The organism is Citrobacter sp. Cpo126 (assembly GCF_030332445.1).
Taxonomy (GTDB): Bacteria; Pseudomonadota; Gammaproteobacteria; order Enterobacterales; family Enterobacteriaceae; genus Citrobacter; species Citrobacter portucalensis.
Map to the genome: position 1 here is coordinate 78,240 of NZ_JAOWHT010000029.1, position 25,622 is coordinate 103,861.

At 53.6% G+C, this 25,622-nt stretch carries 18 protein-coding genes and 3 tRNA genes; 8 read left to right on the forward strand and 13 right to left on the reverse strand.

All coding sequences use genetic code 11. The features are described from left to right. Positions 1 to 86: 86 nt before the first annotated feature. The 3 genes from OGY17_RS07135 to OGY17_RS07145 all read left to right on the forward strand — a co-directional run bounded on the left by OGY17_RS07135 (position 87) and on the right by OGY17_RS07145 (position 502). Positions 87 to 163: transfer RNA gene (locus OGY17_RS07135), tRNA-Met, on the forward strand. Positions 164 to 315: 152 nt separating this feature from the next. Further along, positions 316 to 392 (forward strand) — tRNA-Met (locus tag OGY17_RS07140). Positions 393 to 425: 33 nt separating this feature from the next. Continuing rightward, a tRNA-Met gene (locus tag OGY17_RS07145) sits at positions 426 to 502 on the forward strand. Positions 503 to 576: 74 nt separating this feature from the next. On the opposite strand, the gene amiC is transcribed toward OGY17_RS07145, so the two are convergent. Beyond that, on the reverse strand, positions 577 to 1,830 hold the full coding sequence (amiC, locus tag OGY17_RS07150; protein WP_048215635.1) for an N-acetylmuramoyl-L-alanine amidase AmiC: 1,254 nt from the start codon (positions 1,828 to 1,830) through the stop codon (positions 577 to 579). Between the two features lie 235 nt (positions 1,831 to 2,065). Here amiC and argA point away from each other — a divergent pair, with 235 nt between their 5' ends. Continuing rightward, positions 2,066 to 3,397, forward strand: coding sequence for an amino-acid N-acetyltransferase (gene argA / locus OGY17_RS07155; RefSeq protein WP_003034012.1), 1,332 nt, complete (start codon positions 2,066 to 2,068; stop codon positions 3,395 to 3,397). Positions 3,398 to 3,494: 97 nt separating this feature from the next. On the opposite strand, the gene recD is transcribed toward argA, so the two are convergent. From recD to rppH, 12 genes are all read right to left on the reverse strand, one after another. Continuing rightward, a complete protein-coding gene (gene recD / locus OGY17_RS07160; RefSeq protein ID WP_103284769.1) occupies positions 3,495 to 5,324 on the reverse strand; it encodes an exodeoxyribonuclease V subunit alpha in 1,830 nt (609 codons plus the stop codon). After that, complete coding sequence (gene recB / locus OGY17_RS07165) at positions 5,321 to 8,866, reverse strand: exodeoxyribonuclease V subunit beta (protein ID WP_286606750.1); 3,546 nt, start codon at positions 8,864 to 8,866, stop codon at positions 5,321 to 5,323. Before recB ends, recD begins: the two co-directional genes overlap by 4 nt. Continuing rightward, a complete protein-coding gene (gene ptrA / locus OGY17_RS07170) occupies positions 8,859 to 11,747 on the reverse strand; it encodes a pitrilysin (protein WP_032944851.1) in 2,889 nt (962 codons plus the stop codon). The genes recB and ptrA overlap by 8 nt, the downstream gene beginning before the upstream one ends. 179 nt (positions 11,748 to 11,926) lie before the next feature. Continuing rightward, positions 11,927 to 15,295, reverse strand: a complete 3,369-nt coding sequence (gene recC, locus OGY17_RS07175) for an exodeoxyribonuclease V subunit gamma (protein ID WP_234103791.1) — start codon at positions 15,293 to 15,295, stop codon at positions 11,927 to 11,929. A 12-nt stretch (positions 15,296 to 15,307) separates the two neighbouring features. Beyond that, entirely contained in the window at positions 15,308 to 15,631 is a 324-nt protein-coding gene (locus tag OGY17_RS07180) for a prepilin-type N-terminal cleavage/methylation domain-containing protein (RefSeq protein WP_234103790.1), read from the reverse strand. Further along, entirely contained in the window at positions 15,616 to 16,023 is a 408-nt protein-coding gene (locus OGY17_RS07185) for a DUF2509 family protein (RefSeq protein WP_125363220.1), read from the reverse strand. The genes OGY17_RS07180 and OGY17_RS07185 overlap by 16 nt, the downstream gene beginning before the upstream one ends. Beyond that, positions 16,020 to 16,583, reverse strand: coding sequence for a prepilin peptidase-dependent protein (locus OGY17_RS07190; protein WP_234103789.1), 564 nt, complete (start codon positions 16,581 to 16,583; stop codon positions 16,020 to 16,022). Before OGY17_RS07190 ends, OGY17_RS07185 begins: the two co-directional genes overlap by 4 nt. Continuing rightward, positions 16,574 to 17,044, reverse strand: a complete 471-nt coding sequence (locus OGY17_RS07195; RefSeq protein ID WP_008785711.1) for a prepilin peptidase-dependent protein — start codon at positions 17,042 to 17,044, stop codon at positions 16,574 to 16,576. The genes OGY17_RS07190 and OGY17_RS07195 overlap by 10 nt, the downstream gene beginning before the upstream one ends. Before the next feature lie 183 nt (positions 17,045 to 17,227). After that, a complete protein-coding gene (thyA, locus tag OGY17_RS07200) occupies positions 17,228 to 18,022 on the reverse strand; it encodes a thymidylate synthase (protein ID WP_003033990.1) in 795 nt (264 codons plus the stop codon). A 6-nt stretch (positions 18,023 to 18,028) separates the two neighbouring features. Next, the gene (lgt, locus tag OGY17_RS07205) at positions 18,029 to 18,904 is read right to left on the reverse strand and encodes a prolipoprotein diacylglyceryl transferase (protein WP_003825606.1); all 876 of its coding nucleotides are present in this window, start codon (positions 18,902 to 18,904) and stop codon (positions 18,029 to 18,031) included. Positions 18,905 to 19,094: 190 nt separating this feature from the next. Then, positions 19,095 to 21,341 (reverse strand): phosphoenolpyruvate--protein phosphotransferase, encoded by a 2,247-nt coding sequence (gene ptsP / locus OGY17_RS07210; protein ID WP_003825604.1) that lies wholly within the window; start codon positions 21,339 to 21,341, stop codon positions 19,095 to 19,097. Between the two features lie 12 nt (positions 21,342 to 21,353). Then, on the reverse strand, positions 21,354 to 21,884 hold the full coding sequence (gene rppH, locus OGY17_RS07215; RefSeq protein ID WP_003825602.1) for an RNA pyrophosphohydrolase: 531 nt from the start codon (positions 21,882 to 21,884) through the stop codon (positions 21,354 to 21,356). 683 nt (positions 21,885 to 22,567) lie between these two features. Here rppH and mutH point away from each other — a divergent pair. The 4 genes from mutH to OGY17_RS07235 all read left to right on the forward strand — a co-directional run bounded on the left by mutH (position 22,568) and on the right by OGY17_RS07235 (position 25,562). Next, entirely contained in the window at positions 22,568 to 23,263 is a 696-nt protein-coding gene (gene mutH, locus OGY17_RS07220; protein WP_003033965.1) for a DNA mismatch repair endonuclease MutH, read from the forward strand. A gap of 75 nt (positions 23,264 to 23,338) precedes the next feature. After that, entirely contained in the window at positions 23,339 to 24,052 is a 714-nt protein-coding gene (locus tag OGY17_RS07225; RefSeq protein WP_003033961.1) for a TerC family protein, read from the forward strand. 144 nt (positions 24,053 to 24,196) lie between these two features. Next, the gene (ygdR, locus tag OGY17_RS07230; protein ID WP_000758660.1) at positions 24,197 to 24,415 is read left to right on the forward strand and encodes a lipoprotein YgdR; all 219 of its coding nucleotides are present in this window, start codon (positions 24,197 to 24,199) and stop codon (positions 24,413 to 24,415) included. 106 nt (positions 24,416 to 24,521) lie between these two features. Beyond that, positions 24,522 to 25,562: an NADP(H)-dependent aldo-keto reductase gene (locus tag OGY17_RS07235; RefSeq protein ID WP_286606756.1), complete on the forward strand. Its 1,041-nt coding sequence runs from the start codon at positions 24,522 to 24,524 to the stop codon at positions 25,560 to 25,562. Positions 25,563 to 25,622 lie beyond the last annotated feature (60 nt).

Below are 25,622 nucleotides of genomic sequence, written 5' to 3' on the forward strand. Positions count from 1 at the left end.
TTTGTTCATTTTCACCCTAAAAACGTGATCAAGGTGAAAAAAGGGTTGCATGAAAATGCGAGCAGAGTATAGTGCGCATCCACGGACGCGGGGTGGAGCAGCCTGGTAGCTCGTCGGGCTCATAACCCGAAGGTCGTCAGTTCAAATCTGGCCCCCGCAACCAATTAAAATTTGATGTAAGATTTTTGCAAAGTAGTTCGAATCACAGCAAGGCGGCGACGCAGTGAATCCTTAGGAGCTTACTCCAGTAAGTGACTGAGGTGAACGAGGAAAGCCAACGCTGATGTAGTTTGAAATACGAAGCAAAAAGACGGACGCGGGGTGGAGCAGCCTGGTAGCTCGTCGGGCTCATAACCCGAAGGTCGTCAGTTCAAATCTGGCCCCCGCAACCAATCAAATTTGATAAAATATAAGCAGTACGGTGACGCGGGGTGGAGCAGCCTGGTAGCTCGTCGGGCTCATAACCCGAAGGTCGTCGGTTCAAATCCGGCCCCCGCAACCAACACATTAAACACCTTAACGGGTGTTTTTTTGTTTCTGCCGCCCATAAAAAAAGCGCTTTTCAGCGCTTTTTTGTTATCCCCTTCTCGCCAGCGTCGCCCCATCGGCGAAGTAGGCTTTAATCCCTGCCAGAATAGACTCTGCAACTTCCTGCTGGAAGGTCGCCGTTTTGAGTTTGCGCTCTTCCTCAACGTTACTGATAAATGCCGTTTCGACCAGAATAGACGGGATATCCGGCGCTTTTAGTACCGCAAACCCGGCCTGTTCAACCTGGTTCTTGTGCAGATTGTTGATTTTGCCAAGCTTACTCAATACCGCTTTACCAAACTTCAGACTGTCGGCGATGGTCAGCGACTGCACCATGTCGAACATGGTGTGGTCGACATAGCGGTCACCGCTCTTACTGACGCCACCAATGAGATCCGAGGCGTTCTGGGTCTGCGCCAGATATTTCGCGGCGGTACTTGTCGCACCTTTGGTCGAGAGCGCAAACACCGACGAACCGCTGGGTTGTCGACTGGTAAAGGCATCGGCGTGAATAGAGACAAACAGGTCAGCACGCTGCTTCTGCGCTTTCGCCACGCGGACTTTAAGCGGAATGAAGATATCTTCATTTCGTGTCATAAAGACCTTCATGTTGCCCTCTTTCTCTATGAGGGCTCGCAGGCGGCGGGCAATCTGCAGCACCACATCCTTTTCACGCGTCTTGTATTTCCCCACCGCACCGGAGTCTTCTCCGCCGTGGCCTGGATCCAGCATAATGACAATGGGACGATCGCGCCCCGCTTTACCCGGCTGCGGGCCACTTTGTGCAGGTGGCACCTGTTTATCCAGATCGCCCTTGTTGTAATCTTCCAGCAATGCCAGCAGCGGATCCTGAACGTCCTGGGCATTCGCGGGATAGAGATCCATCACCAGACGTTCTTTAAAGCCTGCCACCGGAGCCAGCGCAAAAAGTTGCGGCTTCACATTCTGTTTCAGCTCGAACACCATCCGCACGGTCTTTGGATCAAACTGGCCAACGCGCGCCGACTTAATATACGGATCGTCAGGACGAATCTGCGTACCAATACCCTTGAGCACCGAGTTCAAATTAACGTCTTCAATATCCACAACCACACGCTCAGGATTACTCAGGGCAAACTGTTTGTATTTCAGCAGACGGTTAGATTCTACCGTGACGCGAGTGTAGCTGGACGCAGGCCAGATACGTACGGCAACGACCTGACTCACGGCCGCCAGACCCACCTGGCTGACGCTCAAAAGCCACATAGCACCCGCACCTTTCAATAAACGGCGGCGACTGATTGCTGAATTGGATCCCGACATGCTTCTCCCGAGCAAAAGAAATCTTTTTTAGAGGTAATACGTAAAACGTCCGAATTGACCGGAAACTTTAGCGAATGACGCATAATCTGTCATCTATAAAAGGGTAAACATTCTTTTTATATTCACGGCATTACTGAGAAAAATCTTCGGCATGGGTAAAAATTACGCTTGCGCACAGCGCAAAAACAGAATAAAAATACACAAATTACGAATAATCATGCAATGAGGGTGTGCCGTGGTGAAGGAGCGTAGAACCGAACTGGTACAGGGATTCCGCCATTCTGTTCCCTATATCAATACCCATCGGGGAAAAACGTTTGTCATTATGCTGGGCGGCGAAGCCATCGAGCATGAAAACTTTTCCAGTATCGTCAATGACATTGGTCTTCTTCATAGCCTCGGCATCCGCCTGGTCGTGGTCTATGGCGCACGACCGCAGATTGATGCCAATCTTGCGGCGCATCATCATGAGCCGGTGTACCACAAAAATACGCGCGTTACCGACGCTAAAACGCTGGAGCTGGTCAAGCAGGCTGCGGGATTACTTCAGCTTGATATTACCGCCCGCCTGTCGATGAGCCTGAATAATACGCCATTGCAGGGTGCTCACATCAATGTGGTTAGCGGTAATTTTATTATCTCTCAGCCGCTGGGCGTTGATGACGGCGTAGATTACTGCCATAGCGGGCGTATTCGTCGTATTGATGAAGATGCCATTCACCGCCAGTTAGACAGCGGCGCAATTGTGCTGATGGGCCCGGTTGCCGTTTCTGTCACCGGTGAGAGCTTTAACCTGACGTCAGAGGAGGTCGCCACGCAGTTGGCTATCAAACTGAAGGCCGAGAAAATGATCGGCTTTTGCTCCTCTCAGGGTGTAACCAACGATGACGGCGATATTATTTCCGAGCTGTTTCCTAACGAAGCTCAGGCTCGTGTTGAGTTGCAGGAAGAGAAAGGCGATTACAGCTCCGGCACGGTGCGCTTCCTGCGTGGGGCAGTGAAGGCCTGTCGCAGTGGCGTACGCCGTTGCCATCTGATCAGTTATCAGGAAGATGGTGCATTGCTGCAGGAACTGTTCTCCCGCGACGGGATCGGTACGCAGATCGTAATGGAAAGTGCCGAGCAGATCCGTCGCGCTACCATTAACGATATCGGCGGGATTCTGGAGCTTATCCGCCCGCTGGAGCAGCAAGGTATTCTGGTGCGCCGCTCGCGCGAGCAGTTGGAAATGGAGATCGACAAATTCACCATTATTCAGCGTGATAACCTGACCATCGCCTGTGCCGCTCTGTACCCTTTCCCGGAAGAGAGAATTGGCGAAATGGCGTGTGTAGCAGTGCATCCGGACTACCGTAGCTCGTCACGCGGGGAAGTGTTGCTGGAACGAATCGCCGCGCAGGCCCGGCAAATGGGGTTGAGCAAGCTGTTTGTGTTAACCACACGCAGCATCCACTGGTTCCAGGAACGCGGCTTCACGCCGGTGGATATCGACCTGCTGCCGGAAAGCAAGAAAGAGATGTACAACTATCAGCGGCGGTCAAAAGTGCTGATGGCGGATTTGGCATAGGAGTGGTTGCCGGATGCGGCATAACTGCCTTATTCGGCCTACATCGCTGGCACATCTTTTTTAGGCCGGATGTCGCTGACGCTTATCCGGCCTACATCTACATCATGCCGTCATTAAATAATGCTGACAGTCCGCTGCGGCGTTCAGTGCGGGTAGCAATGGCGCGGCTCAATATCCGCTCATCGGCATACAGCGACAGGCGGCGGCGCGCGCGGGTAACGGCGGTATAGACCAGCTCGCGGGTAACCACGGGTGAATGCTGGCTGGGTAAAATCAACGCCGCGTGGTCAAACTCAGATCCCTGCGATTTGTGCACCGTCATCGCCCAGGTGGTTTCATGTTCAGGCAAGCGGCTGGGCTGCACCGATTTGATAGAACCATCCGGCAACGCAAACCACACCCTCAGGCCCTGTCCACGGTCAAGGGCAATGCCGATATCACCGTTAAATAATCCCAGCGAACTGTCATTGCGCGCGATCATCACCGGCCTTCCCTCATACCAGCGGCTATGCGTCGAACGATGAATTTTACGTTTTTGCGCCATCACCTGCTCAATGCGTTCATTCAAACCACTAACGCCAAACGGACCTTCCCGCAGGGCGCATAGCAGTTGATACTCATTGAAGGCCTGAATGACAGCCCCCGGCTCCGCACCCTCGTGCAACAAATCCAGGTAGTGCCCATATCCCGCCAGCGCCTCATCCAGCATCGCGGCATAATCCTCGCTGCTGTGTAGCGTGCGTTTTTCGATGTCGCTAAATCCCTGCTGGAACACCGTTTTTATCGCAGTTTTGTCGCCGCGATTAATCGCCGCGGCCAACTGACCGATTCCGGAATCGCTGCCGAAACGGTAGCTTTTTTGCAGCAGGCACAGACTGTCGCGCAACGCTGCTGCCTGAATTCCCGACCCGGCAGGAATAGCGCTCCCGGTCAGGCGACTGAGCTGGCGGGCGCGTTCCGGGGTAAACCCGTCACCGACGAAAGCACAGATATCCCCCAGCACGGCCCCCGCTTCGACGGAAGCGAGCTGGTCGCGATCGCCCAGAAAAATCACCCGTCCGTGCGGCGGCAGCGCATCGATAAGTCGCGACATCATCGGTAAATCAATCATCGAGGCTTCATCCACCACCAGCACATCCAAATGCAGCGGGTTTCCCGCATGATGACGCAGGCGCTGACTGCCAGGCTGAGCGCCTAATAATCGATGCAGCGTACTGGCGTCATCGGGGATGCGTTTCTTTTGCTCATCGGTTAGCGGTAGCTCTCGTAGCGCCGCTCCCAGTGAGGCGGTCAGGCGCGCAGCCGCTTTTCCCGTTGGCGCCGCCAGTCGAATACGACAGCGCTCACCGTCCGCCATTTGAATCAACGCCGCCAGCAGCCTTGCGACCGTTGTCGTTTTTCCCGTCCCCGGTCCGCCTGAGATCACCGATATCCGGCGGGTGAGCGCAACAGCAGCGGCTACTTTTTGCCAGTTAACCCCCTCCGATGGCGGAAACAGCGCCGCCAGCGTGTGGGTCAGCCGTTGTTCATCCACTTCAATGGCGTGGTTCACTTCACTGAAAAAGCGAGCCACCGTACGTTCGTTGTGCCACATCCGGTTCAGATACAAGCGATCGCCGTACAGCACCAGCGGCGTGGGTTGCTCGCCACGGCTTACCGCACTGGAAGCCAGCAGACATTCCGCCCAGTCTTCTGGCTCGCCCGTTTCAGCGAGCCAGGCGCTTAACAGAGGATGCGCGTCCTCGCTCAGAGATAACCGTGAAAGCGGTAAGCAGACGTGCCCTTCTCCCGCTTCACGACTGAGCAACGCCGCAGCCAGCGCAACGGCAGGGTTGTCACTTCCGGCAACCGCCAGCGCGAACTGAGCATCCAGAGGCCGGAGCTGTTTTTGCTCAACAGCCTCCAGAAATCGTTTCTGGATTGTCATAGCATCGTCTCCTGCACCGCACCGGCAAACATCTCGTCCATCAACGCAATCAACTCTCCGTCAGGTCGGGTCGCGTAAATTCCCTGCTGCGGATTTTCACTGTCAACGCCGCGCAGGAAGAGATAGATAACGCCGCCAAAATGGCGTTCATAATCGTAATCAGCAATGCGATGGCGTAAGTAGCGATGCAGCGCGAGGGTATAAAGTTGGTATTGAAGGTCGTAGCGATGCGCCTGCATGGCAGAGGCCATTGCCTGCTGCGTATAGGCGGAGCTGTCTTCACCCAGCCAGTTCGATTTGTAATCGAGCAGGTAATAACGCCCCTGGTGGCGAAATACCAGGTCAATAAAGCCTTTCAGCATGCCGCGAACCTGCATAAAGTCCAACGCAGGGCACCCCGCCGAGAGCGGATCGTATTGGCGAATTAACGCATCAAGCTGGTTGGCCATCAACGGCTGCGAAATCGGCAGATAAAACTCCATCTCCACCTGTTTTTCACGCGCGGATAGCTGGCTCAAACTCACGCCAGTCTCGTTGAGAGGCGCCTGCAAAATGGCGTCCAGCCATTCGGTCAAAATCGGCGTCCAGTGTGCGTCATAACCGCCCAACGCCAGTTGCTCCTCGACCCAATGCGGATCCACCGATTGCGTAAAATCGAGGTCTTCAAACAGGCTATGCAAGAACGTACCCGGCGAAGCGCCGCGCGGGAACTGATGCGGTGTAAGTCCTGACTCTTCAATAACCTCGCCGACGCCTGTGGCATCGATATCCAGTCGTGGGATCAGATCCTGCGCGATACCCTGTCCACGCTGTTGCAGACCGGAATAACTGGTCACGCGCCAGCTATCGCCGGGCTTACGCTGCAGTATTTTAGCACTCAGTTCGCTGCTAACGGCCTGCGCAACCTGCCAGGGTTCACCGTCAGGCTGCGCGGGAGTCTGGCAAGCAATATCGTTGCTACAAAGCGCTTCAATCGCGCTACGCAGACCCACGGCATCCATCGGCTCACCTTTTTGCAACAGGCGACCAAGTGCACTCTGATGCACATCGGTATCCCCTTTTTTATCGCCCCGACGTCGCACCAACGGCGCAACGCCAAGGCTGCAATGCCATACCGAACGGGTTAGCGCGACATACAGCAAACGCAGGTCTTCCGCCAGACGCTCTGCTTCGGCTAGCTCAACGCTCTCCTCAGCATCGCTGAGATCCAGCACGGCTTCAAAAGAGCTACGATCGTGGTAGAAAGCCTGATCCTGAACGCGGAAATTGGTAATAAACGGCAGCCAGACCAGCGGATACTCCAGCCCTTTCGATTTATGGATGGTGACGATTTTGACCAGATGCTTGTCGCTTTCCAGCCTGAGCTGCTGGCTGGACGCGTTGCTGTCGGGTTCAAGAATATGCTGGGACAACCAGCGCACCAGCGCATGCTCGCTTTCCAGCTGCGAGCCCGCTTCCTGCAACAGTTCGCTGATATGTAAAATGTCGGTCAGTCGACGTTCGCCTCCCGCCGTCGCCAGCAGGTTCTCTGCAATCTGGCGAGCCGTCATCAGCGCACGTAGCATCGGCATCACGCCGCGTTTATGCCAGATCTGACGATAGCCGTCGAATTCTTCGACCACCGCATCCCAGGCATTCTCGTCGGTATTTAACGCTTCAATATCCTGCGCATTCAGACCCATCATTGAGGTCGCCAGCGCGCTACGCAACGTGTTCTCACGTTCCGGCGTCATCACCGCCTGCAGCACCCATAGCAACTCCTGCGCTTCCAGCGTTTCAAATACGCTGTCACGGTTGGAGAGGTAGACAGAGGGAATGGCCAGTTGCGTCAATGCATCACGGACCAGCGCCGCCTCCTGGCGGCTACGCACCAGTACGCTGATGTCCGACGCGCGTACCGGGCTGGATACTTTGCCACTGACCAGTTGCGCAGCGCCAGAATGCCCGGCCTTAAGCCAGTCGCGAATTTGTGTGGCGCACACCTGGGCCATGTAGCTCTGATAATCGCCTACGCCGCAACTTTCTCCTTCCATCAGCCACATACTCATTGCTGGCTGCGTTTCGCCGTGCAAAACAAACCGTAACGCCTGGTTTTTTTCTGCGGATTTTACCGGGCTGAAAGGGATTTCGCGGAACATAAAGGCGTCGTCCATCTGGCTGAAAAGCGTATTCACGCTATTGACCATGCCGGGGGCCGAACGCCAGTTGGTATCAAGCGTATAGTGTGCGCTGACTTCGCTGCGCGCTTTCATATAGGTGAAGATATCCGCGCCGCGAAACGCGTAAATTGCCTGTTTCGGATCACCAATTAGCAGCAGTGCGGTATCCGGCTGATGCTGCCAGATCCGACGAAAAATACGGTACTGCTGCGGATCGGTATCCTGGAATTCATCGATCATGGCGACCGGGAAACGAGTACGAATAGCCGTCGCCAGCGCATCGCCGCTTTCACTGCGCAACGCCGCATCCAGACGGCTGAGCATATCGTCAAAACCCAGCTCGCCGCGGCGACGTTTTTCCTCGGCAACTGCCGAGCGGATCTCCGCCAGCGCCCGGGTGATCACCAGATCGCGGAGAGTTAACGGTTCGCTAAGCAGTTCATCAATAGCGACAAACAGCGGGTGCTGAGGGGTTATCCCGCCCGCTTTGGTTCGCTCTTCCAGAAAACGCTGTGAGAATTTCTCCAGCGCGTCAGGAAGCTGGTAACTTTGTGTTTCTTCCTGCGCCCACGCGCTGATCTTTTCGATCCACTTGCCCTGATTACCGCGATTAAATTTACGCCGGTCAATTCCGGAGGCTTCCATCAGGCCATCCAGCTCATCAACAGAATCACACCATTGCTGCTTGATCTGGTTAATGCGTGCGAGAATTTGTTCATGCCGGGAGGCCAGCGTTTCGTCATCAGACGGTGGCGCCTTGATAACCGGCGCTTCCCCCTGCAGATAGCGATCGATATCTCTCAGCAGCGCTTGCGGTCCTTTCCACGTTTCAAAAACCACCTGCGCAATGTCGCGGGGCAGCGGGTAGCAGTGCCGACGCCAGAAGTCCGCGCAGGCCTGATAGCGCAGCAGCGATTCATCTTCTATCAGCTGCTGTTCGAACAGCATGCCTGACTCAAAGGCATTAAGACTGAGCATACGCTGACAAAAGCCGTGGATGGTAAACACCGCCGCTTCATCCATCTGTCTTTCAGCCAATAGCAGCCACTGCGCGGCCTGTTTTTTATCGGCAATTTCATCTAACAAACGGGCATATAGCGGGTTGTCGGTGGTTTCACGCAGGCAGGCAATTCGCAGTTCATGAATATTGCTACGAATTCGACCGCGCAGCTCTTCGGTAGCCGCCTCGGTGAAGGTGACCACCAGCAGTTCTTCGACGGTCAGAGGACGAGGAAAGGCGGCAGAGCCGCCCAGTCCAAGCAGTAAACGTAAATATAGGGCGGCGATGGTAAAGGTTTTACCGGTGCCCGCAGAGGCTTCAATCAGGCGCTCGCCCGTCAGAGGCAAGCGCAGTGGATCAAGGGACTCAGCGGCATCATTCATTCTTATCACTCATCAGGGGTAAGGTTTGCTGCAACGCGCTGACGGTCTGCCACACTTTCCAGCCTTCCGGGTGCACATATTCTGCTTTCCCATTCTGACTGCCGGAAACCTGTGACAATATCGCCATGCCTTGCGGCTCAACCACCGCCTGATGGAAGAAGTCGGCAAGTTTTTGCGGCGTCAGCAGTTTAATCTGAGCCACTATTTTATCACGTGAATCGAAGCGCATATTGCCGCGATCAAAATCTTTGCTTAACTGTGAGGCTTCTGCCCCCAGCGTTTGCGGCGCCTGCAGCATTTGCGCAATAATCGCCTGCTGAATTTGCGCGAACTCTTCAGGTTTCATCGCCCGCAGCTTCGCTTCCGCCGTCGGGAAGAACGCTTTATAACGCTCCCAGAGGTAAGACGGCTGCTTATCACTGCTTTGCAGCAGGAACCCCATTCCCCACTGACGGCCAACACTCATCGGGAAAGCAAATACGGCGTAGCCTAACTGTTCTTCAGTACGCAGCTGATTGTAGAACCACGGCTGAACAATCTGACCTAACATAGCGCTGTAGGCTGAACTGGCGTATTCATCGTATCCGGTTGGCACAAATACCGCCGCCAGCGCTGAATCCGTGCTGCTGCCTGCTTTTTCAAAGATGACGGACTGCTTCTTGTCCACAACCACATCTTTGTTGCGACACCACTGTGACCCGTTCGCACCAAGCTGTTTTTGGATATCCCGCGCCATGCTCGTTGTCTGAGCTTCGCTCATATTGCCAATGACCAGGAATTCAGGTCGCGCACCGGTTTTTAAAGCGTCGCGGTAGGTCATCACCTCTTTCAGGGTGATGGAAGGCAGCAGCTTACGGCGCTCGTCGCGGGAGAAGTACGGCACCTGAGAAAGCATCTGCACCGGCATAATAGCCTGATCGTAAGCTTTACCCTTTTCTGCGGAATCCATCATCTGGGCATACCAGGATTTCGCCTGTTCCAGCTGTTCGTCCGTTGAGGTATAGCTGAAATAGCCGCTCAGCAGCGCCTGAAAAAGCTGCGGCAAACGTTGGGTGTAGCCGTTGGCGTTAAGCATCAACCCATTGTTAGCGTTGGTAGAGAAACCAATTCCACCTACCGATGCCTGGTTACTTAACTGATCGAGCGCAATCCCTGCCAGGTAATCGTTAAGTGCGAATAAGACCTGGTTGCGGGCGCTGTCCATGGCTTTCGGGTTACGCAGGATCACGCTGACGTCAGCCTTCGGCTCGCTGGCAAAATACTGGCTCGGGGCATACACCACACGTAAATCCGGCTCATCAACGATCAGCTCTGGGTGAGCGTATTTTTTATCCGTCTTAATCAGCGTGAAATCATCCGGAATGTAGGGGTTCAACTCCGGTAACGACAGCGCAATGCCCTGCGCTTTTTGCTGCCAGTCGGCAAAGGTTTTGTCGCTGATTTTATCCACCTGGTAAGGCGCATCGACAAAATAAGCGGTTTTATTATGCGGCTCTTTCGCGCTGATATACCAGATACGCGCATTCTGCGGCGTCATCATTGCCAGACGTTGCTCAACGGCTTTCGCATCGTACTGATCAGCAATATTCACCGCATCCAGCGTATGCTCGACGGGAACGCGGATCATGGTATCAGCCAGCCATTCCACGTAGTCCATATCACGGGTGATGGAGGGATAACGGAAATCGAGATCCAGCACGTGCGCCAGCTCGTCAAAATAGCGTTTATCGACACCTTTCTCGCGTAACAAATTGAGGTAGCTAAAGATTGCCGCGACAACTTCATCGCGGTTCGCCAGCCCCTTGTCGGTTAACGTCGCGGAAATGGCTAATACGCCGCTGTTCCCGTTGACCACCGGATCGGAGTCTGCGCGAATACCTTCAACCAGGCCCTGCTTTTGCAGCCAGTCAGACAACGTGCCCGGGCTACGATTGCCAATCAGGTAGGTCACCAGTTCATCGGTTTTACTGCGGAACTGCGCGCTGTTGTTATCGATACGAAACTCGACGCGCAATACTTTACGCGGCATTGCCGGAACATAGTGGATGATGATGCCCTTTTGCGCATCAGTGACGACCGGGACGGTAATCTCAGGCTTTGCGATATTCCTGTTCGGTACGCGCCCAAAGGTGTCAGCCGCTATCCGCGCCAGCTCTGGCAGCGGTTTATTGCTATAAATCACCGCCTTCATCAGGTTCGCAGAGTAGTACTTTTCATGAAATTTTTGTAATGCCTGCAGCACCGGGTTGCCCGGTTTATCGCTTAATGTCTCAAGATTCCCGCCAGAGAAACGCGAACCTGGGTGCGCCGGGTTGATCGTCTCAGCGCTCACCTGCGCCATACGCATCCCGTCTCGGGTACGCGCCAGTGTCAGCTCGGAGTTAACCGCGTTACGCTCGCGGTCGGCATATTTTTTATCCAGCAATGGATCGGCAATAGCATCCGCCAGGCGATCCACCGCCCCCACCAGCGCGTCGTTTTCGACTTCAAGATAGAAGGCCGTACGATAAGGCGCAGTGCTGGCATTGTGGCTACCGCCGTGCATTTTCAGGAATTCAGCCAGGCTGTCCGGCTGTGGGTATTTTTTCGAGCCCATCAGACACATGTGTTCGAGATAGTGCGCCAGCCCCTGATGATCGTCCGGATCTTCCAGCGAGCCCACGGGGACTACCAGTGCAGAAAGGGATTTCACGGCCTGAGGATCGGATACCAGCAGCACAACCATGCCGTTATCAAGGCGCACGGCCTGATACTGACGGGTGTCTTTATCGCTTTTACGGATGGTTTCAGCTAAAGGCTGCCAACCGGTATCTGCCTGACTTACGGGAACCCAAAGGGCGACGAACAACAGTAATGCGCTGAACCAGGTGCTGCGGGGCATTCACAAACCTCATCATTAACGTATTCACCTGTTCACTACAAACCACGCATAAATACATGATCTGAACAGGGCAAGACTATGTGCTGAACGAGCCAGCATCATCTCTTTGTAAGAATCAGTCCGTGACAGAATGCGCATCATAGTGGAAGCCATCGGATTGCGCAATTTTTATACAATCATCATGACTGATTAAAGCGAAAAATCGGTAACAGGTAGCGCTGAGACTGTAAAACAATAGCCTCCTGCGTATCAGCATCCAGTTGACGCCAAAGACGCTGATACCAGATATCATCACCTTCGCCACGTACCATCATGTTGCCTTCATAAGCTTGCAGAAACTTACTGCGCGCTTTTTGCAACGTTGCATCGTCATCTAACATGGCATCATTTGCGGCGTCATAACAGGTTTTTATCCATGCACCACCGCTTTCGGGTAATACCAGCAACGGTGACGACATGCCTTCCCGATACCCCTCAATGAGTTGCGACAGGTACAGCAGCGCCTGTTCTGCATCCAGCGGCGGAAAACGCCATTCTCCGTCTTTACGCAGGAACAATCGGCTCTCTCCCCTACCGCCACTGGCACAATAGACAAGATGTTCCAGCCAAAGTTGCACACCCTGCGCAATGCTTATCAAAGATGGGCGCCAGCGCAACAAACCGTCCTCTTGCACCTGCGGCAGCCAACCGGTGATTTGCACGCCGTGACAGTTAAGATCGATTTCCATGCTCTGACAGGGCTGACGACAGGCGATAATGCGTTCAGCCAGCGACTGCATTTCCTGACGCTGCGTATCCCACAGAATTTCGCCAAACGGCCCATAGGGTAGCGCGCCCGCCGCACGAAAACGGTGGAACAGTCGTTCAGCATCGTTCTCTTCAACCAGCGTATTAAGCAATTGCTGATTAAGCTGGTAGCGGGTCAACCCTTCAAGAGTGAAAGGTTCCGTATCCGGGATCTCACTCTCTTCAGAGCGGAAGTTGACCCTTAAACGCATCTGGAAAAAAGCGCGTACCGGATGTGCCCAAAATCGCTGCAGCGTTTCCAGCGTTAGCGTTTCTGGCATTTCAAAGGGAAGAGGCTGCACAAAATCCGTGTGCGCTTTTCCTGACAGACTCGCCGCAGGCAGCCATTCCCGGGCATAGCTTTGCTGTTCGCCCGGCAAATAGTTTTGTGCATCAAAGGGCATACGGGTATGCAAACGGGTTATGTGCGCTTTTACCCTTTCCTCGCTTTGATCGCAGGTCAACGATTCATCGCCCGGCAGATAATGGCTTTGTCCAATGTAGTCCATCAGTTCTTGCACCAGCACCGACGGGAAGCGCTCGCTGTTATCCTGAATAGAGCGGCCAATGTAGCTGATGTAGAGCGTCTGCTGTGCCGAGATTAATGCCTCGAGGAACAAATAGCGGTCATCATCGCGACGACTGCGGTCACCCCGCATCGGTTTTTGGCTCATTAAATCAAAGCCCAGCGGCGCAAGCTGACGCGGATAAACCCCATCGTTCATACCCAGCAGGCACACCACTTTGAACGGAATGGAGCGCATCGGCATCAGCGTACAAATGTTAACGGGCCCCGCCAGGAAGCGCTGGCTGATGCGTTCCTGGTCAAGGCGCTGGGCTAGCTCATCACGCAACAGAGAGAGCGGTATAGCATCGCCGTACTCGGCCCCTAAACCTTCGGTAATAATGGCCTGCCACTGCTGTTCAATCAGCGTCATTGCAGCTTCGGTGTCCGCGTCCGGTATGAAGAAATCATTAAGCATTTCCCGACAAACGGGTAGCCACTCTTCCAGCGGTCGTTCCTGCGCTAACCCTCTACGCCAGAGATTAAGCTGCATCAGCAACGAGGCCAGATGCCCTACCAGCTCGGCAATCAGGCCGCTGGACTCATCGTAAGGCAATACCGATTGCCACTCGCCCTGCGAGCTTTCCATCGCGTAGCCGAGCAGCATACGCGTTAAACCAAATTGCCAGGTATGCTGACCTGTAGGTGGAAGTTCCAGTTCACGCACGTTATCGTCGTCAATTCCCCAACGAATCCCGGATTCATTGACCCATAAACGAAGATAGCGCAACCCTTCTTCATCAATGTTGAAACGCGCCGCCAGCACGGGAACATCCAGTAACGCCAGGACATCCTCTGAGACAAAACGGCTATCCGGCAGCGACAGCAGGCTGATAAAGGCCTGTAAGACGGGATGAGACTGGCGTGCCCGACGGTCAGATATTGCATAAGGTAAGTAACGCTCGGCTGGCGCGCTACCAAAGACCGACTGAATGAATGGGCTGTAGCTGTCGATGTCCGCCACCATCACGATAATATCGCGCGGCGTCAGCGTTGGGTCCGCTTCCAGCATGGCCAAAAGCCGGTCATGAAGAATTTCCACCTCGCGCTGTGGGCTATGGCAGACATGGAAAGTCACGCTGGTGTCGTTCAGCTCAAGCCGGCGTTTATTGTCGCTACGGGAATATTCTTCCAGCGTAACGCCCGCCACGGCATGACTTTCAAGTTCCAGAATATCCGATTGAATATTATGCAAAAGGTTGTCAGGCGTAATGTCGACAAACGCATCCATTTCCTGACTGTTTTCCAGCTCCGAAAGCAAATAAATGTAATCACGCCCCAGCTTGCCCCACGAGGCCAGCATCGGGTTGCCCACATCCTGTTCGCCATCGCTGTTAAATAATCCTTCGGCTTTCTGGTTATCACGAAACAGCGGCAGATGCCGTTCTTCAAAGCTGTGCCGACGCTGACGAGCCATCAGCTTCGCCAGCCAGGCAGGATCTTTAATGTCGCCCCAATAGTAGCGACAAGGGTTGGTAAATAGCAGATGAATATCAATGTGCTTACCCAACGCCTGCAAGGCCTGCAGGTAAACCGGCGGTAGCGCCGAAATTCCGCAAATAAAGACGCGAGAAGGCAGCCCCTGCGGACATTCAGACGCATTTTCCAGGGTCTGAATAAATCGTTGGTATAAATTGGCACGATGCCAGCGCGGCTGGCCCAATTCCGCGGTGTATTCCACCAGCGCTTTCCACAACGGTGCCTGCCAGGCCTGAGACTCGCCGAGCCCCTCAACCAGTCGCCCCGATTCCCACTGGGTCAACCAATCAGGGCGGTAGACTAAATACTGGTCGAAAAGGTCAGCCGCGCGCGAGGAAAGCTGAAAAAGCTTACGTTTATCAGTATCGTCCGTCAGATAGTGGCGTAGCAATGCGAAGTCATCGCTATCCAGCAATTGTGGCAACAGCGTCATCAACTTCCAGCTCATACTCTGTTTGCTGAACGCACTCTCTTTCGGGATATCCGGCAGCACGCGCACAAACATATCCCAGATAAAACTCGCGGGCAGCGGAAAATCGATATTGGCGGCAATACTAAACTTCTGTGCAAGAGTCATTTGTAGCCACTGCGCCATACCGGTACTTTGAACCAGGATCATCTCAGGTTCAAAGGGGTCGTCCAGCCGCTCGCGCTCAACGATAAATTCCATTAACGCTTCCAGCACATCCAGACGGTTGGAGTGGTAGACCCTTAACATAGCGACTCCTGACTACTTACGATTCGGGCAATGCAGACGCGTCATCTGACCCTGCCTGCCGAGGGGTGAAGAAATTATAACGTTGATGCTGACACATCCCGCTCTCGTTGTCTGCATTCGGTTAACCTGCCAGTTCACAGGCGATGAAAACGGGTACAGCTGGGTTTGCTGCCAGGCGTGGCGCCAGAGTTGCTGATATTGGTTTCTGATGATAAAGCTGTTCATTAGTACCCGCTGGTATCCTGACAACGCGGTCACAATCATGATCATCAGTACCATTGCCAGCATCACTTCCGGCAGACTAAAGCCACGCTGTCTGTTCAGGGGATCTGGCATAACGTCTGCTCCTTTAGCGGACAAAAATCGCTCCAGCCACGCGCCGAAAATTCTATGTTGCCATCAATAACCGCCCCCTGACGCCATAACGATATCCCTTCATAGTGGGCAATAAGCAGAACAAAATTATTGGTAAGCCGACGCAGACAAACCGCGGCATCCTGCGTGGGATCGCGCCGACACTGTACGGGGGGTTGTAAGCGCCAGGGCTGCGTACGCCCCCATTCCATCGCGGATTGCACTACCGCCTGACGCTGCAGCGCCTGACTTTGTGTGGCCACACGCGCAGCAAAACTGGCCTCCTGTCTGCTAACGCCTTGCAGCAGCAGACTACCGAGCACCAGCAGCAACAGGACCATTGCCAGAGAAGATACGCCTCGCTCACGGTTCACAGGTTGAATCCCGTAACGCTGTAGACCGCTTCAACAACTTTTTGTGGTTCGTCATTGCTCACTCCACGCAAACGCAGCGTAAGAAGCGGGGAATATCCGCTGAAATTCAGCCTTTCAACCTGGAATGCCTCAATCTGCATCGTGGCCGGATCGGTCATTTTGTCCCATCCTTTGCCAGTGCAGCCGGTGGCTCCACGCATGGTTTCCAACACCTTGTCCTGTAAACGAAACCCTATAGAATCATCCTCTTTCACGGGACCGCTTTCCCAAACGCCATTGCTGTTGGCATCCCAGCGGGCAATAACACAGTCTCCCTTAGCCGATATCACCAGTCCCTCTCCGACACAGTTTCCCCGGCAATACCCCGCCCGCTGAAGATGCTTCGCCACGGTGTAGACCCGCTGCCATATTTCATCTTCCAGTACTAACTGGCGCGTGTTACGCAGAATCTCTCGCTGTAGCGCCGGTAAAAATCGTGCTGAGCTAAGCAATAAAATACTGCTAATCGCCATGGCAATGAGCATCTCCAGCAGTGAAAATCCCCGTTCATTTACTGACATAATCTGGCCTCATCGCGCTCGCAAAGCCTGATTCGTCCCCAGCCAGACACCACCACGCGCCATTCCCCTGCCGTATTTTTCAGGCGTATATGTCCGGCCCATGCCGTATTTCGCAGTCCAAAAAAGGCCAGTGAAGGTGTTATCTCTGCCATTTCGACGTCGTTCCAGGGCGATGTAAAAACCAAAGACGAAGCGGGTCGACACGTGGTTTGCGAAGCCGCAGAGCTGACAAAACACCATGATGTGCCATCCCGAATCACGCTTATCACATGATCGCGGTTACGCCAGTTAGCATCTTCACGCAGTTGCAGCAGGTAGTCCCGCACCTGGCAGGCGGTCTGCCACAGCCGCTGTTGCTGCTGCCAGCGCTGCCAACCATACAGTCCAGATGCACCAAGCGCCGCGACAATCAGCATCGCAATCAGGGTTTCGAGAAGCGTGTAACCTTGTTGTTTTTTCATGTCGCCAGTATGGCGTGAGGAAAATGAATAACGAGCGGGAAATTCGGTTTCTACGGCGAGCTATGGGGAATATTTAGCACGTTACAGGCCGTTGCAATATTTCAGGAATCCACGCCGAAGAACGCGATTTGAGACAAAAAAAACCGACGCACATGGGCGTCGGTTGTGACGGCATGAAACAGGTTAGATAGCTACCGGTGCTTTAATACCCGGGTGCGGATCGTAGCCTTCAATTTCGAAGTCTTCGAAGCGATAGTCAAAGATTGATTCAGGCTTACGTTTGATAACCAGTTTCGGCAGCGCGCGCGGTTCACGGCTAAGCTGCAGATGCGTTTGATCCATATGGTTGCTGTACAGGTGCGTGTCGCCGCCGGTCCAGACAAAATCACCCACTTCCAGATCGCACTGCTGCGCCATCATGTGTACCAGCAAAGCGTAGCTGGCAATGTTAAACGGCAGGCCGAGGAACACATCGCACGAACGCTGATACAGCTGGCAGGAGAGCTTGCCATCCGCCACGTAGAACTGGAAGAACGCATGGCACGGTGCCAGCGCCATTTTATCCAGCTCACCGACGTTCCATGCGGAAACGATGATGCGGCGAGAGTCCGGATCATTTTTCAGCTGGTTTAGCACGGTGGTGATCTGGTCGATATGGCGACCATCTGGCGTAGGCCACGCGCGCCATTGTTTGCCGTAAACCGGGCCTAAATTACCGTTTTCATCCGCCCATTCGTCCCAGATTGAGACGTTGTTTTCATGCAGGTAGGCAACGTTAGTATCGCCCTGCAAGAACCACAGCAGCTCATGAATGATCGAGCGTAAATGGCAGCGTTTAGTCGTAACCAGCGGGAACCCTTCCTGCAGATTAAAACGCATCTGATGACCAAAAATGGAAAGCGTTCCGGTTCCGGTACGGTCGTTTTTCTGTGTGCCTTCATCCAGCACTTTTTGCATCAGTTCTAAATACTGTTTCATGGTTCCTCAGGAAACGTGTTGCTGTGGGCTGCGGCGGTACGCCCAAACCATCATAATAATGCCTGCGACAATCATCGGGATAGAGAGGATCTGCCCCATGCTGATGTACTGTACCCAGGTGCCGGTAAACTGCGCATCCGGCTGGCGGAAGAATTCAACAATAATACGAAACGCGCCATAACCAATCAGGAACAGACCGGATACCGAACCCATCGGGCGCGGTTTGCGAATGTACAAGTTCAGAATGATAAACAGCACAACGCCTTCCAACGCCATCTCATAAAGCTGTGAGGCGTGGCGTGGCAGCGAGCCGTAGGTATCAAAAATAGACTGCCATTGCGGGTTAGTTTGCAGCAGTAAAATATCTTCGGTACGGGAGCCCGGGAACAGCATGGCGTACTTGAAGTTCGGGTCAACGCGTCCCCACAGCTCACCGTTGATAAAGTTGCCCAGACGCCCTGCACCAAGGCCAAAGGGAATCAGCGGGGCAATGAAATCAGAAACCTGGAAGAACGAACGCTTAGTGCGTTTGGCGAAGATAATCATTACCAGGATCACACCGATAAGTCCACCGTGGAAGGACATACCGCCGTCCCAGACGCGGAACAGATACAGGGGATTATCGAGGAATAACGGGAAGTTATAGAACAGTACGTAACCAATACGCCCACCGAGGAAAACCCCGAGGAAGCCCGCATACAGTAAGTTTTCTACTTCATTTTTGGTCCAGCCACTGCCCGGACGATTCGCGCGGCGCGTCGCCAGCCACATCGCGAAAATAAACCCCACCAAATACATTAAGCCGTACCAGTGAAGCGCGACGGGTCCGATTGAGAAAATGACCGGATCGAAATCCGGAAAATGCAGATAGCTACTGGTCATCTGTCACCACAAGTTCTTGTTATTTCGCTGAAGTCAGACAGCAATTGATAAGCGCGCCTGCATAATGCAGGCGCTCCAAAGGTGCGAATGATAGCACAAGGGGTTAGAAGCGGATGCCGGGAAGATGTAAAAGATCTGTATAGGTAATCTCTATCCCCCGTAATACCTGATAGCGCTACGCTTGTCAGACCTACAATCCCCCGCGAATCAAGCCCCCCATGCCACGACGCTCCATGAAGGCCGCTACCTGATGGCGTACTTCTGTTGCCATCTGTGCCTCCAGGCTGCGCTGCGCCAGCGTTTGCGCCTCATCAAAATCGATATGACGCAGCAGATATTTTACGCGAGCGACAGAACGACCGTTCATCGACAAATGACGGAAACCGAGACCGATCAGAATAGCCACACACATCGGGTCGCCCGCCATTTCACCACACAGGCGCAAATCGATACCGCTTCTTTCGGCTTCCTGCGCAATCATCGCCAGCGCACGCAACATCCCCGGATGCAGGCTGTCATAAATGCTGGCTACCCGTGTGTTGTTACGATCGACGGCCAGTATGTACTGGGTAAGGTCGTTGGTTCCAACCGAGATAAAGTCTATCCGGTTTGTCAGATGCGGCAGCATGAACACCATCGACGGAACTTCCAGCATGATGCCAATGCGCGGTTTCGGGATCTCGTAACCGATCATCTCCTCCACTTCGCGTCCGGCGCGTTCAATCAAACGTCGCGCTTCGTCCACTTCATCGATGCTGGTTACCATCGGCAGCAAAATGCTCAGGTTTCCGGTTGCCGCATTCGCACGCAGCATAGCGCGAACCTGGATCAAAAAGATCTCCGGCTGATCGAGCGTTATGCGGATCCCTCGCCAGCCAAGGCAGGGGTTCTCTTCACTGATCGGCATATAGGGCAGCTGTTTATCGGCGCCGACATCCAGCGTACGCAGGGTCACCGGCTTGTCGTTAAACATTTGCAGCATACCCTGGTACTGCGCAACCTGTTCTTCTTCCGAAGGAAAACCGCTTTGCAGCATGAACGGAATTTCGGTGCGATACAGGCCAATGCCGTCGATTCGGCTACCCAGCTTTTCTTCATGTTCCGGGCTGAGGCCCGCATTGAGCATCACCTTCACGCGCTCGCCGCTTTTCAGCTGTGCTGGCTGGTTGACGTCGTCTTCCGCCAGGCGGCTCAGCTCAATTTCTTCACTGATAAGACGCTGGTATTCCTGGATCAATACCGGTTCCGGATCGACCAGCAGTTCACCGCGATAACCGTCCACCACCAGCGTACGGCGATGCAGCACCGACGGCTGGATATCGGCCCCCATAACGGTAGGGATACCCAGCGCACGCACCATAATTGCCGCATGAGAGTTGGCTGCGCCGTCCCGGACAACCACGCCAACTAACCGGTCCTGAGGAAGCTCCGCCAGCGTGGTCGCCGAAAGTTCGTCCGCCACCAGCACAAAGCGTTCCGGCCAGGCATTTGGCCCCTGGATAGAGTCATCAAGGTGGAACAGCAGGCGCTGGCCCAGCGCGCGTAAATCTCCGGCCCGCTCTTTGAGGTAGTTATCGCTCAGCGCAGCGAACTGTTCGGCAAACTTTTCGATGATCGTTTTAACCGCCCACTCGGCCACCGAACCGTTATCCACTTCCGCAAACAGCTCGCGGCGCAGACGGGTATCGGAAAGCAAGTGCGAGTAAAGATCAAAGATCGCCGCCGTTTCTTTCTGCGCCCCAGCGGTAAAACGCTTGCTGTAGCGGCGGAATTCGTTCGCCGCCTCTTCCAGCGCACCGGTCAGTCGCTCGCGTTCAAGCACAGGATCCAGCGTTGAAGCCTGGTAGACCTGTTCCATCAACGGCAGCGTCGCATCCTGCCAACCTTCGGCTATCGCCACACCGGGAGCGGCAGGCAGCGCACGGATGCGCGTTTGACGGTACTGGCCGAACAGCGCGTTTAGCTGCGACTGCGAAAGTATGGCCGCCATTTGCGTGGCGAGCGTGACGAGGAAAGACTCTTCACTTTCATCGTACTGACGCAGTTCACGCTGCTGCACCACCAGCACACCTAAAAGCTGTCGACGCTGAATGATCGGTACGCCTAAGAATGCACGAAAACGCTCTTCTTTTACCGAAGGAATGTATTTGAAGCTGGGATGTTTTTGCGCATCGGCGAGGTTGATAGGTTCCGCCAGCCTGCCAACCAGGCCAACGATACCTTCATCAAACGCGAGTGCGACAGTGCGACCACGTGGTTTTTTTAGTCCCCGGGTCGCCATGAGGTAATAACAACGTCGATCGTGATCGGCCAGATAAACCGAACAGACCTCTGTATCCATCGCAAGACAGATGTCGGTAACCAGTATATTCAGCGCTTCGTTCAGACGCGGAGCACTGGCCACCTTTTCGACTATTTCGCGCAGGCGGGTGAGCATAATTTGCGTAGCTTAACCTCTTTTACGTCTGTACGCAGGTGCGCTTTGCGGTTTAGGAGTGCTCTCCTGAAGCGCCATGACAACACTTGCGAATTCTTTCATCACCCTGCGATAGACATCGCGTTTAAATGACACCACCTGTCGAACCGGATACCAGTAACTCACCCAGCGCCAGCCGTCGAACTCAGGTGTACTGCTGGTTTGCATATTGATTTCAGCATCGCTGCTGACCAATTGCAGAAGAAACCATTTTTGTTTCTGGCCGATACAAACCGGCTTTGTGTCCCAACGCACCAAACGTTTCGGTAACTTGTAACGCAACCAGTTACGAGTAGAAGCAAGGATCCGTACATCTTTACGACTGAGACCCACTTCTTCAAAGAGTTCCCGGTACATCGCCTGCTCTGCTGTCTCTCCTGCATTGATCCCACCTTGTGGGAATTGCCAGGAGTGCTGACCAAATCGCCGGGCCCACATGACCTGCCCCTGGCGGTTACAAATTACTATCCCTACATTCGGGCGGTAGCCATCGTCATCAATCACCGGACTACCTCAACATAAACCTTATATACAAACGATTGTTTCACACTCCTGAGGGGCGGTAAACCACTCTGTTAAGGGTGCGATATTCTAATAACAATTGAATAACTCACAGTTAAAGGCCGAGTTATAAACAGAAGAAGGGCAAGCAAGGCGATTTTATTCACCTTTTCTGTGGATATAGTTGTGAAGAAGTACGGAATTACTATGGGAAAACCCAGAACAGTCCGAATAAGACATTCGTCACATATCAAAAATACTCTTATACATTCATAAAGTTAAAACCGATCAACGCAGATTAACACACAGAAATGTGATGTGCATCACGCATACGATCTTCACGCTGATGAAAGATCGACCAGCGTTGGTTTTATCCACAGATTATGCCAATAAGTTAGGCACAATTTGTGTGAAAATTCGATTTTCGTCGCACGTCAAGGCTGTAAATTGAAACAGTAGTGGGGGTTTTTCACAGTTATCCCATCTTTCTGTGGATAACATGGTGTAAGATCCTGTTCATTGTCAGTGACCAGAATTGGAAAACCCGCTTCGCTGTTGCGCAACTCTGCGAACGTGAATCTAAAAACCAATATAAATCATAGAATTGAATAAAGCATGTGGAAAAAGATAAACTCTGTCCACACGGTATAAAATCATTGCTCATTTTTTCACCTAAGGGTTAACCGATGCCAGAACTCCGTCCGTTGCTTTCTCCCCCTGAATCTGAAGCCCAGTTGCTGAGCCAGGCACGGCAGCTTTCGGGCTACGCGTTAGGAGAATTAGCGGCAATGGCGGGAATCGTTACGCCGAAGGATCTTAAGCGCGATAAAGGCTGGATTGGCGTCCTGCTGGAAATCTGGCTCGGTGCCAGCGCGGGCAGTAAACCAGAGCAGGATTTTGCGGCGCTGGGCGTGGAGCTGAAAACGATCCCTGTGGACAGTCTTGGCAGACCGCTGGAAACCACCTTTGTGTGTGTGGCGCCGTTAACCGGCAATACCGGCGTCACCTGGGAAACCAGCCATGTACGGCACAAACTCAAACGTGTTCTGTGGATCCCGGTAGAAGGCGAACGCAGCATCCCTCTGGCTGAGCGCCGCGTCGGCTCTCCCCTGCTGTGGAGCCCGAATGAAGAAGAAGACCGGCAATTGCGTCTGGACTGGGAAGAGTTAATGGACATGATTGTGTTAGGACATGTCGAACGCATCACCGCTCGCCATGGGGAAGTACTGCAACTGCGTCCTAAAGCCGCCAACGCCCGCGCGCTTACCGAGGCCATTGGCGCCAACGGCGAACCCATCCTGACCCTGCCACGCGGCTTTTACCTGAAAAAGAACTTCACCCGCGCATTGCTTGAGCGACATTTCTTGTTCCAGGCGCAATAGGCACCGTCCGGCCTTTCACCCGCCGCGTTACGGGCCTATAATTACCGCTTCTTTTTTTTGGCAGGACTTTGTTCGATGTTATTTGCATGGATAACCGATCCTAACGCCTGGCTTGCGCTCGGTACGCTGACGCTGCTGGAGATCGTTCTTGGGATCGACAATATTATTTTCCTTTCTCTGGTTGTAGCCAAACTCCCGACAGCGCAACGCAATCATGCCCGACGTATTGGGCTGGCGGCGGCGATGATCATGCGTCTGGCACTGCTGGCTTCTATCGCCTGGGTAACGCGGCTGACAAACCCGTTATTCGAGCTGTTTGGCGAGGCGATATCAGCACGCGACCTGATCCTTCTGCTGGGGGGATTGTTTCTGATCTGGAAAGCCAGTAAAGAGATCCACGAATCCATTGAAGGTGAGGAAGAGGGGTTAAAAACCCGTGTATCTTCTTTCCTGGGCGCGATTGTACAGATCATGTTGTTAGACATTATCTTCAGTCTGGATTCCGTGATTACTGCGGTTGGTTTGTCCGATCATCTGTTTATCATGATGGCGGCGGTGGTGATTGCCGTAGGCGTGATGATGTTTGCTGCTCGCCCGATTGGTGAGTTTGTCGATCGCCACCCTTCGGTAAAAATGCTGGCGCTCTCGTTTCTGATTCTGGTCGGTTTTACGCTGATTCTGGAAAGTTTCGACGTCCACGTTCCAAAAGGATATATCTATTTCGCCATGTTCTTCTCTATCGCGGTAGAGACCCTGAACCTGTGGCGTAATAAAAAAAATCCGCTCTGATGAAATCCATCGCTCCCCGCAAGGGGAGCGAATGCCAGCCACACCTACCCCTTCTCACAGTTTAAGATTTTACTGCTTTCACCCTGCACAACTTCGCGTTATTACTAAACTATTGTCAGACGCAGGCCATGTGAGGATAAGCAGATGAAAAAATGGGCAGTTTTGATTTCCGCCGTAGGACTGGCTTTTGCCGTTTCCGGATGCAGCAGCGATTATGTTATGGCGACAAAAGATGGTCGAATGATCCTGACCGATGGAAAACCAGAAATTGACGATGATACTGGTCTGGTGAGCTATCACGACCAGCAGGGCAATGCGATGCAGATTAACCGCGATGATGTGTCTCAAATCATTGAACGCTGATGGTTGAGGTCAGCAGCGCGCTGGCCTTAACAATTTTACTTCCCTTTTTCTCTTCCCTCAGCCATTTTTATAATCCTTATGTCGTGATTATAAAAAGGAAACGGCTATGCAATATCACCGTATACCCCACAGCTCGCTGGAAGTCAGTACACTGGGGCTGGGCACAATGACGTTTGGTGAACAAAACAGCGAAGCCGACGCACATGCACAGCTCGATTATGCCGTAGCACAGGGCATTAATTTGATCGACGTTGCCGAGATGTATCCGGTACCGCCGCGTCCTGAAACCCAGGGTCTCACCGAAACCTACGTAGGTAACTGGCTCGCCAAACACGGCAGCCGCGAAAAGCTGATCGTTGCGTCTAAGGTCAGCGGACCATCACGTAACAACGACAGCGGCATTCGACCGAATCAGGCGCTGGACCGTAAAAATATCCGTGAAGCGCTGCACGACAGCCTGAAAAGACTGAAAACTGATTATCTGGATCTGTATCAGGTTCACTGGCCGCAGCGCCCGACCAACTGTTTTGGTAAGTTAGGCTACAGCTGGACAGACTCCGCGCCGGTCATTTCCCTTCTCGATACGCTGGACGCACTGGCCGAGTTTCAGCGCGCTGGGAAAATTCGCTACATCGGCGTTTCTAATGAAACCGCGTTTGGCGTGATGCGCTATCTACACCTGGCGGACAAACACGATCTGCCACGCATCGCCACCATCCAGAACCCCTACAGCCTGCTGAACCGCAGCTTTGAGGTTGGACTGGCTGAAGTGAGCCAGTATGAAGGCGTTGAGCTGCTGGCTTACTCTTGCCTGGGCTTCGGTACGTTAACCGGGAAATACCTGAACGGCGCGAAACCTGCCGGTGCACGCAATACGTTGTTTAGTCGTTTCACGCGCTACAGCGGCGAGCAGACGCAGAAAGCCGTTGCGGCCTATGTGGATATCGCGAAACGCCATAATCTGGATCCTGCGCAAATGGCGCTGGCATTCGTGCATCGTCAGCCGTTTGTCGCCAGCACTTTGCTGGGCGCCACGACGATGGAGCAGCTAAAAACCAACGTTGAAAGTCTGCATCTGGAGTTGAGCGAAGAAGTACTGGCGGAGATTGAAGCGGTGCATCAGGTGTATACCTATCCTGCACCGTAACAGTTAGCGCCTGATGGCGCTACGCTTATCAGGCCTACAAAGTGAGCATCCTGTAGGCCG